A 15748-nucleotide genomic window follows, 5' to 3' on the forward strand; every position below is an offset into this window, starting at 1 on the left:
AGCAAAAAATGCTTGCTCTACCTGCTGGAGTACCGGCTGCTGGGGCTGGACTGGATCGCGCTGTCTACCGGCGACTAACGCCGCGCAGGGTGCCCTGTTCATCGAACTGCAGGCGCACTGATTCGCGATCACCGGCCACTTCGTCCGGCAGCCATGCCAGTTTGCCAGCTTTGCGCACGATCACGTAGACATGGCCGACTTCGGATGCAGGGTTCTGCAGCGCATTGCGCTGTTCCTGCAGTGCTTTGGCCACGCGTGGCACGGCATCGAAATCGATGTCGGCCAGAGGCGTGCTGCTGCGCTGCAGGCTGATGGTAGGGGCGAACTGTTGTGGGTTCACTGGATTGCCCTTGCGCCATTGACCACGCTCGAAGTGGTAGCTGTCGACGCGGGTCGGCTGCTGCGGATCGACCAGGTCCAGGTTGATGCGGCCGTCGTCGTAGAAGTGGATGCTGTGGAACACCGTCAGCCGGTGCCCGGCCAGCGCAGGCATCTGTTCCAGTGCCTGGCGGGCGGCCAGCAGGTAGTCCGCATCGAACAACCGGTTGTTGCGTTCGGGCACCAGCGGCGGCCGCGGCTCGGTCATCGGCGCGAGCGACGCGGGCCTCTCACGCGCGGGCGGCATGGCGATCGGCGCGCTTGCGCTGTCGGCCTGCACCGAATGGCCCAGTGTTTCGCCGATCGTCTGCAGCGCACCACCGGCAACGGCGGCGCCGGCCAGCACCAGCAGAACGGCGGAAAACACCACGGACGTGGAAGGCGGCTGCTTCATACTCCCTCCAGGCGCACGTTGCTGCGGTCATCCGGGTCGTACAGCAGCGTGACCCGCTCGCGCGGGAGGCTGGCCAGCTCGATCAGCGGGATGAAGCGGCGCACGCGGGCCTGTTGCACGCTGCCTTCGCGGTCGATGTATTCCAGCTGGAACTCCACCTGCGGTTGTTCGTTGAGATAGGTGCCGGTCTGGCCCACCTTCAACACCCTGGCCTCTACGCCGATGCCGCGATACTTCAGCGCGTCACCGCGGGCGTCGGCCTGCAGCAGCCGGCCGAGCAGGCGCAGGCCCAGCGCGTAGCCGCACAACACCAGCGGGCACACCAGCAGCGGATGACCGAGCGACAGGAAGGTCCAGCCCAGTCCCTCACTCTGCAGCCGATAGGCGGCCACATAGGCACTGGCCACCGCCACGATGCCGATCGCTGCGCCGACACCACGACGCCAGAGGCTGGCGACATCCAATTCAGGCTGGGCACCCTCCAGCACCACGTTGGGGAACGCGCCCGGCATCCGGCTCAGGCGTACCTCGATACGCTTGCCGGCCACGAAACGCTGCAGCTGCGGCTTGCTGTCCACCACCAGCATCTGTTCGTTGATGGGCGTGCCGGACAGGTTCTGGAAGCCCAGTTGCAGCTTCCACTGCGCGAAGCCGCGCACGTGCACGCCGGTCGGCTCGGCCTGTTCGATCAACGCGTCGCGCGGCTCACCGCCGGCCAGGATGGTGCGCACCCGATGCAGCGCGCGCGGCGGGCCCAGCAGCAGGTAGTGCAGGAAGGCGAGCAGCAGGGCCAGCCACAGGATCACCGACAGCGCGAGCAGCAGCAGGGCCAGCCATGGCGCGCTGCGGTCGGCCAGTTGCACCGGCCACGACGTGCCGACATAGAGGATGCAGGGGAAGGGCAACGCGAAGAACAGCAGGAACGCGCCCCAGAACCAGAGATAGGCCTTCATGGGGTGGTGGGGAACCGATGGAACAGGGCGCGTAGGGTACTACGCTCAGCGGATCTGCAGGGTCAGCAGGAAGTAGCGGCCGAGCGGATCGTCGAGCCCCGGCATTTGGCCACCGTTGCCAACCAGATAGTTCACCGGTTGCGTGTCGAGCACGTTGTGCACGTCCAGCGCGGCGACCACGCGCGGCCCCAGGCGTCGTGCGAGATGCAGGTTCCAGCGCAGCTGCCGGGGGTTCATGCAGTGGTTCTGCTCGCGCTGTTCCTCCGGGCATTCCGCACCGGGCAGCCAGGCGCGCGTGCGCCCCACCTGGTTGCCGCGCAGGGCGATGTCCCAGTTGCTGTTCTGCCACTGCACGTTCAGCACGGCGGCCATCGTCGGCGTGACATGGCCGCGCAGGTCCACCGTTGCATCATGGCCACGTTCGCGGCGCAGTTCCTGCTGCTTCAGCGCATCGAGCGAGAACAGCCACTGGCCGGTGCTGCCGGTATCGATGTGGTACTCCCCGCGCAGTACAAAGTTGCGCGAGGTGGTGCGGCCGATGTTGTCGAAGGACAGGCGCAGGTTGCTCAGGTGGCCGTCCTCGTCCAGCTCCCAGGTGCCGGGGTTCCACACCGCGTCGGCCGGTTGCAGGGCCAGGATCTCGTTGCGCAGTTCGACGATGTTGTGGGTGAGTGACAGCGAGAACGTATCGGTCGGCGTCCAGGTCGCGGCCAGGGAATGGCTGCGCGACCGCTCGGCCTTCAACGCATCGTTCTCCACCACGTCCACGGTGACGCTGCAGCGCCCGTTGCCGCTGCTCTGCGCGCAGTCGGGCAGGGCGCTGGAGGCCGGCAGCTCGATCGCACCGAAATAGCCCGGGGGGCGCCGCTGCTCGAACAGGCTGGGCGCACGGTAGCCGCGCCCGCTGGCAAGCAGGAAGGACCACCGGGGCGTGGGGCTCCAGCGCAGGCCAACACGGGGTGAAAAGGCCTGGTAGTCGCCATCGCGGTCCCAGCGTGCGGCCAGGTCCATGCGCAGCGTGTGCGCCAGGGGCAGGCCGAGTTCGGCGTAGGCGCCGCCACTGCGGCGCGCCAGGTGGCGCTGCTCCTGCGGCAGGCCCAGCGCCAGGTCACCCTGGCTCAGCAGGGCGTCGGGATGCGAGGTCCAGCGCTCCTGGCGCAGGTCGATGCCGGTGGCCAGCTGTGCAGCACCGCCGGCCAATGGCATCAGCTCCCGCTGCATGCCCCACCAGCCCTGCCACTGCTCGGTGCGCCCGCGATTGCGGATCGACGGGAACAACTGCTCGGCCGCGCCCGCCGGCAACGAGGTGAAGCCGGGCAGGAAATCCAGTGTCTCGGCGACCCGCAGCAGGGGCTCGGCGCGCACGGTGCCCGACGTGGACAGGCTGACATCGCTGCGCTGTGCGCTGATGCCGGCATCCCAGCTGCGCCGGCCCTGGTCGCGGCCAATGCCGAAGGTGACGTCGGCGTCGGTGGCACGTACATGCGGACGCACGTTGCCAGCTTCGCGCAGCACGCTGTTGAAGGTGAACCCGTACAGGCCGATGGCAACGGCGGTTGGACCAAGGTCGAAGCGTTGCCGGTTGTGGCTGGCCCGCGCCTCGGCGTAGGCATAGCGACCTTCGCCGCGCTCATGCCGGTAGCGCAGGTAGGCCGAGGCGGTATCCGAGGCCGGTTGCAGCGAGCGTGGTCGGGCGCTGTCGAACCAGCAGGCACCATCGCGCCGCGTCAATGGGCCTTCGCAGCGTTCTGCCGGCCAGTAGCGTCCATCGCGGAACGCGCCGATCAGGTACTGCGAGGTTTCCGCATGCCATTGGCGGCGATCACCGGCCACGTGGTCGATGCGGTGCAGGTCGATGCCGGCGAACCAGCGGTCCCCTCCGTCGCGCACGCCGCCGGTGGCCGCCTGCACGCGATACTGGCCAGCGTCGCCGCGCCCGCTCAGGCCGGTCTGCAGCATGGCTTCCGGGCCGTCAGCCTGGTCGCGCAGGATGATGTTGACCACGCCGGACATCGCGTCGGCGCCATAGATGGCCGAGGCGCCGCCACGTACCAGCTCGATGCGTTCGACGAAGCTGAGCGGAATTCCCCCAAGATCGGTGAGCCCACCCTGTTCCAGCGACACCATGGGATAGCGTGGCAGGCGACGGCCATTGACCAGGAACAGGGTCGCACGCGGGCCCATGCCGTCCAGGCTGGTGGTGGTGGCCGCACCCACCGGCAGGTACTGCGAATCGCCACTGCGCGAGGTGCTCATCGCCGGGTGGCCGTTCATGCCCGGCAAGTGCCGCAGCAGGTCGAACAGGCTGCCGTAGCCGCTGCGCAGGATGTCATCGCGGTCGATGATGGTGACCGGCAGCGTGGTCTGCACGGAGGTGCGCGGCAGCCGGCTGCCGGTGACATGGATCGGCGCCAGTTCCACCTGCGGCGGCGCGTCGGCGGATTTGTGTGGCGAAGGTGCTGCGGGCGTGGCGCGTGCCGCGACCGAAGGTCGCGATGGGAGCGCGGGGTGGGTACGGCGTACGACGAATCCGCCAGCGGGCGTACGCAGGATGTTCACCGGCATGCCCGCGACCAGTTCCTTCAGGGCCGCGGCCGCATCGCGGTGGCCATGAGTGCCGGCCGTGCGCAGGCCATCCAGCTCACGCGCATCGAACAGCAGGGCAATGCCGCTCTGTCGCGCCCATTGCTGCAGGGCCGGCGCCAGCGGGCCTGAGCCAACATCGACCTCCAGGGTGCCCGCTTGCTCGGCCGCAGCGGCAGACGGCAGCGCGGGGATGCCCAACGCGAGGCAGAACAGGGTGCGGAGCAGCAGCCCCCCCTGCAGCGCGCCCGGTACTGCCATCACCGCAGGCCTCCTCAGTACGTGCGGCGCAGTTCCAGCGCGCCATCCGGTCGCGTCTGGCCAGCCACCGACCAGCCCAGTTCCAGTGCCGACAGCAGTTCCTGCGCGTCGCCGGCACGGAAGGTGCCGCTTACCGCCAGGCTGGCGATTTCCGGATCGGCGATCACCAGCGGCGTGTGGCCGTAGCGGTTCATGCGTTCGACCACGATCGACAGCGGTGTGGCATCGAACACCAGCTGTCCCTGCAGCCAGCCTTCAGCGGCGGCATTGGACGACAGTGCCGGACCGGGCTGGATGCGGCCACTCGGCAGTACCTGCAGTTGCTGGCCGGGCGCCAGGGTGTGCTGGGTGCCCCCGCTGCTGACTTCCACCGCACCTTCCAGCAGTGCGACTTCGACCAGGCCATCATGCAGGCGTTCCACCTGGAAGGTGGTGCCGATGTCGCGGATGGTGCTGTCGCCGGCGCGCAGCTGCAGGGCCTTGCCCGACGGTGCGACCTGCAGCTGCAGGCGGCCACGTTCCAGCACCAGGTTGCGATGGCGCCAACCGAAACGGGCGTGCAGGGTGGTGCCCGCATCCAGCGTGGCCACGCTGCCATCGGCAAGCGTCTGCAGCCGGGGCTGGTGGGAATCGTTGGCGTAGCGCAGCGGCGTGGGGTTGCCGTCGACGGCAATCATCCAGCCGATCCCGATGGCCAGGCAGACGCCTGCGGCAGCGGCCACTGCCGGCAGCCAGCGACGCGGCGCCGGCCGTGCCGCACGTGCCGCGGCGGTGCGCAGCCACGGGTCGGCGGCCAGTTCCTCGCCCTGCTGGAACAGGGTCTCGGCCTGGACCCAGGCAGTAACATGGGCCGGGTCCTCGGCCAACCAGTCCTCGAACGTCTCGCGCTCGCCCGGCGTACAGTCCGGAGCCTCCAGCCGCGCCACCCAGGCGCTGGCGCGTTCGAACAGCTGCGTATCTTCCCTGGGCCTGGCGTGACTCATCCGTTGTCCCTGTCGTTGTGCAGCGGATCCGTTCCGAGTTCCTGGCGCAGGCCCTGCAGGGCGCGGGCGATGTGTTTTTCCACGGTCTTGGCAGTAATTCCACAGTGCCGCGCGATCTGCGTGTAGCTCATGCCGGTGATCCGGTTGAGCAGGTACACCTCGCGCGCGCGCTCGGGCAGCTTGAACAGGGCCTGCCGCAGCAGGGACAGCATCTGCCCGGACTCGGCCTGGCGCAATGGATCGGGCGACGTGCTGGAAGGCTCGTTGCCGCCATCATGTTCGGCGAGGGACAGATGCGGCCGCGACTGCGACGAACGGCCGCGGTCTGCCAGGCGGTTGCGGGCGATACGATACAGCAGCAGCCGCAGCTCGTCGGCACTGTGCGCGCGATAGCGGATCAGCCGCTCCATGCAGTCCTGCGCGATGTCCTCGGCATCCTCCGGCCCGACACCGCGCGTGCGCAGGAACGCACACAACGGCGCGCGTTCCTCCCGCACGAACGCAATGAACGCGTCCGCCGGCGCGGACAGGTCCGGCGCGCGATGGATCAGAGGAGAGGGGGCGGACAGGGCTGGCCTCGGACGTCGGTGGCGGGTACGTCTTCGAGTTTTACGCGACGATGACCGGATGGGGAAGAGTGTGCGTGGCCCACGACTCCATTGTGAATGCGTTCATGTTTCGAGGGGCGCTGCACTGGGGGAGGGCCCACCGTCCGGACGTTGAACTTTCGACCCGTGCGTTGCGGGTGGAGAGAGAGAACACATGAAGCATTCGAAGTTGAGCCTGGCCCTGGCAGGGTTGCTGGGCATCACCGCCATGGCGGCGGTTGATGACGTCATGGCAATGAATTATCACGTGCAGGACGGTCGCGTCTTCCTCAGCGGCGGCGTAACCGTTGCCGATGTGGTGGCGCTGCCCGCGCTGCTGGCCAAGGCGCAGGCCGAAGGACGCCCGATCCGCGAAGTCGTGCTGCGCACGTCCAACGGTGGCGCGCTGATCGCCGGCGAGTGGCTGCAGGCGGTGATCCGCACCCAGGGCCTGGACACGATTGTGTCCGGCCACTGCATTTCGTCCTGCTCGATCATGCAGTCCGGCGGCGTCAACCGTTATCTCGGCGGCGACCTGCCGCTGGTCGATTCGGTGCAGATCCATGCCGCCAGCAGTGGTGGCAGGATCACCTACGCACCGTCGCCGCGCATGACCCAGATCTACACCGGCAACTATGGCGGCGGCATGGATGCCGGCCTGCTGCACAAGGCCATGTATGAGGTGGTGCGGCCCAATGGCCTGCTGGTGTTCCGCGACCCGGCGCGCACCACGGGTACATCGGTCACCTTCGATCCGGATGGCAGCGGCAGCAAGCTGGAGTCGTTCCCGGGCCAGGACATCCGCGGCAACAACATCATCAACACGGCAGGCTATCGCGATCCGGGCGACACCCTGCATGTGACCAGCAACGTCAGCGGCGACATCAATCCGGACTACCTGCGCACCGCGCGCCAGTTGCAGGCCTTCGTCGACGACGATTTCGCGCGCTGGAACACCGACTGGGCCAGCACCTACATCAACTACGCGGTGAGCCTGTACAACGTCTCCACGCGGGGGCCGAACGGCATCGGCACGCAGTCGCTGCAGCAGCTGCTTGCCTACCCCGACCTCCAGGATGAGCTGCGCGGCCAGTTGCGGCTGGCCGATCTGGATGCGTCCACCCTGGCAAGTTCGGCGGGCGTGATCCGTGTCAGCAATGGCGCCACCTGGCGCACCGCCGAAACCACCGGCGCCGATTTCATGCTGGTCGACAACGGCACCATCGCGCTGGAGGGCGGCGCGCTGCGCACCCCCGAGCTGCGGGTGATGCCGGGCAGCATCGTGGTTGGCCACGGTGATATCGCATCGGTCGGCACCGACAGCGATGCCTTGCTGGATGGCACCGGCCCGTCCTACCGCGAAGACGGCTTCAACCGCCTGCGCGTGTTCGGCACGCTGATGCCGCGTGGCGGTGATCTGGTGACCCACGGCTACGTCAACATCATGCCCGGCGGGCAGGTGCTGTTCGATGTTACCGAGGCCGGTGGCACCGGCAGTGGCCGCCTGCGTGTCGGCAGCTTCTACGATGGCGGTGCCGAAGAGGGGGCGCTGGTGATCGCGCAGGGCGCACACCTGGCGTTGAACGTCGCCCAGGGCTTCTATGCCGGCACCTACCGCCGCGATCTGGTGGAAGGGCCGATCTACCAAGGCGGTTTCCAGGATGCCGTGCGACTGGGCGACACCGGCTACAGCGCCAGCATCACCGCGGGCGAAGTATTCCGCCCGCGCCACAATTCGCTGCTCAGCTTCAACGTCAACCAGACGACCGACGGGCTGTGGCTGACCGCCAACCCGGGCTTCGATCAGCTGGGCCTGTTTGCCAACGGCACCTCCGGCGATGGACTGGGGCGCGCGCTGGCAGCCGCATCGGATCGCCAGGACAGCGGCCTGAAGTCGCTGCTCGGCGCGCTGCAGTTCACCGACCGCGATGTGATCGCACAGCAGGCCGGCGCCCTGCGCGGTGATGCACATGCCAGCCTGCGCCTGGCCGACAATGCACTGCTGGGCAGCATCGGCAACGTGGTGCAGCAGCACCAGGCAGCGATGCGCAGTGGCGGCGATGCCGATGGCCTGGCCTCGCAGGCGGCGCAGTCGGTGTCGGCGCAGCCGGGCATGCGCCATGGCAGCCTGTTCAACCAGCTGGCCATGCATCTGGTCGAGCCGGCCGGCGAGGCTGCTGGCGACAGCCGCGCGGCGGGTGGCAGCCGTGGCCTGTGGGCGCGCGGTTTCGCCAGCCATGGCCGCATCGACGCCGACGGTGGCGTGGCCGGCCTGAGCCATAACATCGGCGGCATCGTGGTCGGTGCCGACACGCACGTGGCCGATGACCGCGTCACCCTCGGCGTCAGCGTGGCCGCCGCGGACATGTCGACCAAGGCCAGCGATGGCTCCGGTTTCAGTGGCGACGTGCGCGCGCTGGATGTGGGCGGCTACCTGGATGCGACCTATTCGCGTGGCTACCTGTCGGCGGCCGTGCGCTACACCGACCTGCGCCACGATACCCGCCGCAGCCTTTCGGCCATCGATGGCCTGCAACAGCCGCTGCGTGCCCGATACAGCAACGACGCGATCTCGGCGCGGGTGGAGCATGCGTTCTCCTTCACCACCGGCAAGGGACTGGTGATCCAGCCGCTGCTGCCGGTGGTGGATTACGCGCGGACCTCGGCCACCCGCTTCAACGAAGGGCAGGGCGCTGGTGCGCTGGCAGGACGCAGCGGCAGCCTGGAGAGCATCCGCGTGGGTGCCGGCCTGCAGCTGTTCAAGACCTTCGAGGGCAACAACGGCGAGCGCATCACCCCGCGTGCCCGCGTGGTCTGGCAGAAGGAGCTGGGCGACTCGCAGGCGCGCTATAGCACCGGTTTTGCTGCGGCCCCGGACCTGGTGTTTGGTGCCAGCAGCCAGGCCGTGGGCGAGCAGGTACTGGCCTGGAACGTGGGCGTGACCAGTCGCGCCAGCGAGCGCCTGTCGATCATGGCCGACTACGTGGGTGAGCGCCGCGACGGGCAGATCCAGAACGGCGTGATGCTGGGTCTGGGCTACCGGTTCTAAGCGGTACCCGGCCCCGGCGATATGCGTATCGCCGGGGCCATCCCATCAGGGCAGGTGCTGCGGTATGGTCGGCAGGGAACTCCAGCCAGGCCCCGTCATGCAGATCGCCGTTTTCAGTGCCCGCCCCTACGATCGTCGCTTCCTGGACGAGGCCAACCAGCGCGATGCGACCGGGCAGGGCTTTGCGTTCGTGTACTTCGATGCCGCGCTGGACGTGCATACCGCTGCGTTGGCACAGGACTGCGCCGCCGTCTGCGTGTTCGTCAATGACCGCCTCGACGCGCCGGTACTGCACGCGCTGCATGCACTGGGCGTACGCGCCGTACTGCTGCGCTGCGCCGGCTTCAACAATGTGGACCTGGCCGCCGCGAAAGCGCTGGACCTGTTCGTCGCACGGGTGCCGGCCTATTCCCCCGAAGCCGTGGCCGAGCACGCGCTGGCGCTGGTGATGACGCTCAACCGGCAGACCCATCGCGCCTACAACCGCGTGCGCGAGGGCAACTTCATGCTCGATGGCCTGCTCGGGCGCACCCTGCATGGGCGCACGGTCGGCATCGTCGGCACCGGCAAGATCGGCCTGGCCACCGCGCGCATCTTCAAGGGCATGGGCTGCACCGTGCTGGGGTACGACCCGTATCCATCGCCGGCCTTCGCCGGCGTGGGAGGCAGGGTTGGTCTGGATGAACTGCTGGCGCGGGCCGACATCGTCTCGCTGCATTGCCCGTTGACGCCCGATACCCAGCACCTGATCAACGACGCCTCGTTGGCGCGGATGAAGGCCGGCGCGATGCTGGTCAACACGTCACGCGGAGCGCTGGTCGATACCCATGCGGTGATCCGCGCGCTGAAATCGCGGCGGCTGGGTCATCTGGCCATCGACGTCTACGAGCAGGAAAGCGCGCTGTTCTTCCAGGACCTTTCCGGCGAGATCATCGACGACGAGGCCTTCCAACGCCTGATGACCTTCCCCAACGTGCTGGTGACCGGCCACCAGGGCTTCTTTACCGTTGAGGCGCTGCAGGAGATCTCGGCGATCACGCTGGGGAACCTGCGGGATTTTGCGGAGGGGCGGGTGTGTGCGAACCGGGTGAGGGCTTAGCAGACACGATGCGGAAATGGGCCTCGCCCATTCCTCGCCTGGGGTATTTACTTTGGATGAATATCATATGAAGCTGTCGTGAAGGGGCTTGTGCCCCTGAAGGTACAGGGGGGCGCAAGGGACGGCGCAGCTGCTTTTCGGCCGGAACATGACGCCAGCACACGTCGGTGGATTACCGAACGTCTGGTGATTGCCGACGCATTTGGACAAAGGGATGTTCCATGCGTATCTGGCAGTGGCAGGCGTTGTTCGGCGCAGCATTGGTAATGTCATCCGGGGGGAGCTGGGCGAGCAGCCCGGTCACCCCGCATACCGAGTACTACAAAAAGATCAAGAGCGGTGAGGGGCTGGCACCGCTGACCTCGAGCCTGTTCGGGGATAGCATCAGCCCCAGCTCGGGGTCGACCGAATTTGTCGTCACTGACATTGACCTGCCAGGCAACAATGCACTGCCGGTGCGATTGCAACGTCGTCTCGCTGTGCAGTCCTTCAAGGACCGGCAACCATTAGGGGGATTCGGCAGCTGGGACATCGAAGTCCCCTACATGCACGCCACCTTCGACTCCATCTGGAAGTGGAACGAGTCGGGTAATGGCGCCACCCAGCGTTGCTCGCAGACCTTCTACCCCAAGACGCGTACCGGCGTGGGCACCTTCGAGATTTGGACCGGCGTGCAGGTGCGTGTCCCCGACCAGGGCGAGCAGGAGATGCTGCTGATCGCCAACGCCTCCAACCCGAAACCCACCAACGGTGAAACCTATCGCTGGGGTACTCGGGGCAACATGCGCCTCAGTTGCCTGGGCTCGACGGCCAATGGCTATCCCGGCGAAGGATTCCTGGGCGTGGATGCATCGGGGAATCGCTACTTCTTCAATGTGGGGATTGAACGAACGGCTGGCTTCATGGAGCTGGGCCAAGGCATGGGGTCCAAGCTGGTGCGTGTTCTGCTGATGGCCAGCCGGGTCGAAGACCGTCATGGCAACTGGGTTGCCTATGACTATTCGGGCGACAAGCTGGTTGGCATTCGCGGCAGTGATGGTCGCGCCATCTCCATTGCCTATGCCGGGGACCGCATTGCCAGTGCGGCAGCCAATGGCCGTACCTGGAGCTACGAGTACAACGAAGGTTCCGGTGGGATGGGATTTGCACGCTGGCCCTCGCTGCGCGCCGTCCAGCAGCCTGATGGCGCGCGCTTGGGCTACGAATACAGCTGGCAGGACGGCGGGTTCGGTGGCCTGAATCCGGAATATCAGAGCTGGGATGGCGAACCGAAGCTCTGCACCAAGCCCACGTTCGAGCAGTCTGGATTCAGCCTGATCGCGACCCACCCATCTGGAACGCGTGGACAGTTTGAGTTCAAGTACCTGCGCCGCACCCGCCTGGGTGTAAAAAGTACCGCTTGCGCAGACATGGGCGGTGGGCGCTACGCGCAACGCGCCTCCAATGCGTTCGACCTCTTCGCGATCACCAGCAAGACGCTGACGGGGCCAGGGTTGGGCAATCTGACCTGGACGTACGAGTCGGGTGGATATGACTCGGGCCTGGCCAACTCCGCAGTGTCGACGATCGTGGAACCGGATGGTACGCGCCGTCACAGTGTGTTCGGACGAAAACTCGATGAGAACGAAGGGCAGTTGTTGCAGGAGGCAGTGCGTGCTCCGGACGGTCAGATCGTCCAGGTCACCACCAATACTTATATGAGTTCGGACGAGGTCCAGGCCGGGCCGTTCCCGGACAGCTACGGTTCGATGACCGCAGCCGATGATCCATTCGCCGTCAAGATTCGTCCCCTGAAGCAATCTGTGCTCAGCCAGGATGGCGTCAACTTCGTCAACACGACCGATCAGTTCGACGCGCATGTGCGGCCGGTGGTGCAGACCGAGAGTAACTCGTTGGGACGCTCGCGGACGCTGAGAACCACCTACTTCGACGACACCGGCCGCTGGATACTCGGCCAGGTCGGGCGCAGCACACAGAGCGTTGGCGGCGTTGAGATCGAGACCGAGCGCACCGAGTTCGACTCGATGGCGCGCCCGCAACGTACCTACGCCTTCGGCGTGCTGCAGCAGACGCTGGGCTATCACGCCGATGGCACGCTCGCCTCCGTGGCCGATGGCAAGGGCAATACCATTGCGCTGGGCAGCTGGAAGCGTGGCCTGCCGCAGAGTGTTGCGTACCCGGACGGCAGCAGTGCCTCGCTGCAGGTCGATGACAATGGCTGGGTGCGCACGGCAGTGGAGCCCAATGGTGCCAGCCGGAGTTTCGACTACGACGGGATGGGCCGGATCGTACTGGCGACCCAGGCCGCCAATGACAGCGTGGCCTGGAATCCTTCCACAACGCGGTTCTTCCAGGTGGCGGGCGCGGAGATCGGGCTGGAAGCAGGCCATTGGAAGCGCGAGTCCAGTACCGGCAACGCACGCGCGGTGACGTACTACGACGGGTTGTGGCGCCCAGTATTGGAAGAGTCGTTCGACGCTGCGGACCGTGGCGGTACATTGCGCCAGACGGTGACCCGCTATGACAGCAATGGGCGCCCGGTTTTCACCTCCTATCCGACGCGCACGGCGTCCGACTTCCGCTCCGCGCTGCCCGGCACCTATACCGGCTATGACGCGCTCGGACGCCCCAATCGCAGCGAGCAGGACAGCGAACTGGGGCGGCTTGTCACGACCACCGAGCAACTTGGCGGAGGCAGCGTAAAGGTGACCAATCCGCGCGGCATTGCCACCACCACCGACTACCTGATGTATGGCAAGCCCAGCCAGGACACGCCCATCCGGATTCTCCACGCTGAGGGAGTGGTGACGGAGATTCAGCGCGACACGCTGGGCAAGCCGCTGTCGATCCTGCGGCGCAACTACGATGGCAGCGTCAGTGTGCGGCGGCAGTATGTCTATGACGGCGCCCAGCGCCTGTGCAAGAGCATGGAGCCTGAGACCGGTGCAACCGGCATGGGCTACGACGCCGCAGGCAATCTGCTCTGGTCTGCCTCGGGCCTGACGTTGCTGGGCCCTCAATGTGAGAGCGAGGCTGCCTATGCGTCGCCTTCGCGGGCTGACCGGACCTACGACAGCATGAATCGCTTGCTGACGCTGCGCTTCTCGGATGGCCAGGGTGATCAGGACTGGAACTACTGGCCTGGCGGGAAAGTGAAGCGTGTGCAGACCCGCAACAACGGCGCCATCACCACCAACGACTACACCTACAACCTGCGCGGACTGCCCACGTCCGAGAGCGTGGCCTACGACGGTGGCGAGGCCTGGGCGCTGGGCTATGGCTACGATGCAAACGGCGCCTTGGCAACCCATGTGCAGCCGTCCGGCCTGACGATCGACTACGGCCCGAATGCGCTGGGGCAGCCGACGCGAGCCGGAGCCTTCGCCACCAACGTGCGCTATTACGCGAACGGCGGCATGAGCGGCTTCACCTATGGCAACGGCGTCGTGCATCAGATGACGCAGAACGCGCGCGGCCTGCCTGATCGCAGCACCGACAGTGGTTCAGGTGGCAAGGTCATCGATGACGGCTACGACTACGATGCCAATGGCAATGTGGCGGCCATCAGTGACGGCCTGCCGGCAGCCCCTGGAAACCGCGACATGCGCTACGACGGCCTGGATCGTCTGACCGCGGTGACGGCGGCCGGCTTCGGAAACGCAAGCTATGCGTACAACGTTCTGGACAATATCGTCACCGCCAACGTCGGCGCACGGCGGCAGTCCTTTGAGTACGACTTCAACAATCGGTTGACGAACGTGCGGGATGTCGGCAGTGGTGCGACCGTGACCGGGCTTGGCTATGACAGCCAGGGTAACCTGAAGATCCGCAATGGCGTCGCGTTCCGGTTCGACTACGGCAATCGCCTGCGCGAGGTCGATGGCAAGGAGGCTTATCAGTACGATGCACATGGCCGTCGTACCTTGGCCAGCGCAACCAATGGCAACATTCGTTCCCTCTATGGGCAGGATGGCGTGCTGCGCTATCAGCACGACCAGCGCCAGGCCAAGGGCTTTGACTACATCCAGCTCAACGGCAGCCTCGTTGCCAAGCGTGCCGTGGATATCGCGCCTGCAGCATTGGTCGTAACGGTTCCGGGTTACAGCGCGGACGGTGCGTTTGCGGTGCAGTGGACAGCCGTTGCCGGTGCGCAGCGTTACGAGGTGCAGGAGTCGAGTGGCGGTGACTGGCAGGCTGTCTATCAAGGGCCTGCGCTGAACGTTTCGCTGGCCGGGCGAAGCTCCGGCGTCTATCGCTATCGTGGCCGTGCCTGCAATGGCACTGTCTGCGGCGCTTGGGGTGTGGAAGCCTCCATACAGGTGGAGCTTGCTCCCACCGCTGCGCCGGTGATCACTGCACCGGCGCAAGGTATCAACGGAACCTATTCCCTGAGCTGGTCAGCGGTGCAGGGGGCCGCCCGCTTTGTGCTTGAGGAGGCCGTGGGTGGTGGTTGGAATGTGGCCTTTGATGGCTCTGGCCGAACCTGTCAAGTGACCAGCAAGCCTGCAGGCACCTATCGCTATCGGGTCAAAGCATGCAATCCACAGGGCTGCGGCGCCTACTCGGCCGAAGCGGCGATTACCGCGCTGTATGCCCCATCCGTACCCGCACTGTCGGTACCCGCTGCGAGCTACAACGGCAGCTACGCCGTCTCTGTTTCGAGCGTGGCCCAGGCCAGCAGCTATCGCATTGAAGAACAGTTCAACGGGGGGGCATGGACTGAGATCAACCGGATCAGTGGGAATCAACTGGTCATTAGTGGACGAATCGCCGGCAGTTACGCCTATCGTGCCTTTGCATGCAATGACGCCGGGTGCAGCGCGTCAAGCGCCGTAGGCGCGATCGTCGTGACATTGCCACCGGTCCAAGCCACGGGAATCAATCTCGGCGGTGTGAGCTACAGTTCAACCGTGAGCATGTGGTGGGGCGCAATCCCCGCAGCGACGAGCTACCAGCTGATGGAACAGCTCAATGGCGGGGGCTTCGGACTCGCCCAGGAAGACGGCGCGACCGCCGTGGCCCGAGGCGGTCGCTGGCCGGGGCAGTGGGACTACCAGGTGCGTGGCTGCAATGTCGCCGGTTGCGGACCGTGGTCAGCGGTAGCGGGCGTGCGCGTGATTGGTCCTCCGGCGACCCCGGTCCTGCGCGTGCCGGATGGGGTGGGAATCGGCGCGGCTTACTCGATCTCCCTGCTGGAAGTGGCGGACGCGACGCGCTATGAAATCGACGAAAGTACTGACGGCGCCAACTGGTCGCTGATTGCGGGGGATCGAACCGTTTCCCTGAATAAGGGCGGCGGAGGCAACTTCTACTACCGTGGTCGTGCCTGCAATCCCGCAGGCTGCAGCCCCAGTTCTGCTGCTGGCCTGGTTGCGATTTCCAGTGCGCCGGCAGTACCTACGGGTGTGAGGATCGTAAAGAGCGGCCCCAACATCTGCTCGGTCATCTGGAATGCGTCGCC

General features: G+C 66.3%; 8 protein-coding genes. 3 read left to right on the forward strand and 5 right to left on the reverse strand.

Going from position 1 to position 15748, the window contains the following annotated elements:
- Window positions 1-64: 64 nt before the first annotated feature.
- The 5 genes from AC5P6H_RS14810 to AC5P6H_RS14830 are packed head-to-tail and all read right to left on the reverse strand — an operon-like array spanning window position 65 to window position 6082.
- Entirely contained in the window at window positions 65-772 is a 708-nt protein-coding gene (locus tag AC5P6H_RS14810; RefSeq protein ID WP_495202812.1) for a hypothetical protein, read from the reverse strand.
- The gene (locus tag AC5P6H_RS14815) at window positions 769-1725 is read right to left on the reverse strand and encodes a hypothetical protein (protein WP_288495139.1); all 957 of its coding nucleotides are present in this window, start codon (window positions 1723-1725) and stop codon (window positions 769-771) included. The genes AC5P6H_RS14810 and AC5P6H_RS14815 overlap by 4 nt, the downstream gene beginning before the upstream one ends.
- A 45-nt stretch (window positions 1726-1770) precedes the next feature.
- Window positions 1771-4569: a TonB-dependent receptor plug domain-containing protein gene (locus AC5P6H_RS14820; protein ID WP_288495141.1), complete on the reverse strand. Its 2799-nt coding sequence runs from the start codon at window positions 4567-4569 to the stop codon at window positions 1771-1773.
- A 14-nt stretch (window positions 4570-4583) separates the two neighbouring features.
- On the reverse strand, window positions 4584-5552 hold the full coding sequence (locus AC5P6H_RS14825) for a FecR family protein (protein WP_075076111.1): 969 nt from the start codon (window positions 5550-5552) through the stop codon (window positions 4584-4586).
- Window positions 5549-6082, reverse strand: a complete 534-nt coding sequence (locus AC5P6H_RS14830) for an RNA polymerase sigma factor (protein WP_075076110.1) — start codon at window positions 6080-6082, stop codon at window positions 5549-5551. Before AC5P6H_RS14830 ends, AC5P6H_RS14825 begins: the two co-directional genes overlap by 4 nt.
- 232 nt (window positions 6083-6314) lie before the next feature.
- Here AC5P6H_RS14830 and AC5P6H_RS14835 point away from each other — a divergent pair, with 232 nt between their 5' ends.
- The 3 genes from AC5P6H_RS14835 to AC5P6H_RS14845 all read left to right on the forward strand — a co-directional run.
- Entirely contained in the window at window positions 6315-9188 is a 2874-nt protein-coding gene (locus tag AC5P6H_RS14835; RefSeq protein WP_495202813.1) for an autotransporter domain-containing protein, read from the forward strand.
- Window positions 9189-9285: 97 nt separating this feature from the next.
- Window positions 9286-10287, forward strand: coding sequence for a 2-hydroxyacid dehydrogenase (locus tag AC5P6H_RS14840; RefSeq protein WP_288495147.1), 1002 nt, complete (start codon window positions 9286-9288; stop codon window positions 10285-10287).
- Between the two features lie 221 nt (window positions 10288-10508).
- Window positions 10509-15748, forward strand: a 5240-nt coding sequence (locus AC5P6H_RS14845) for an RHS repeat domain-containing protein (protein ID WP_495202814.1), incomplete at its 3' end; no start/stop codon positions are given.

The organism is Stenotrophomonas sp. YJH_SMC_110, assembly GCF_059369255.1.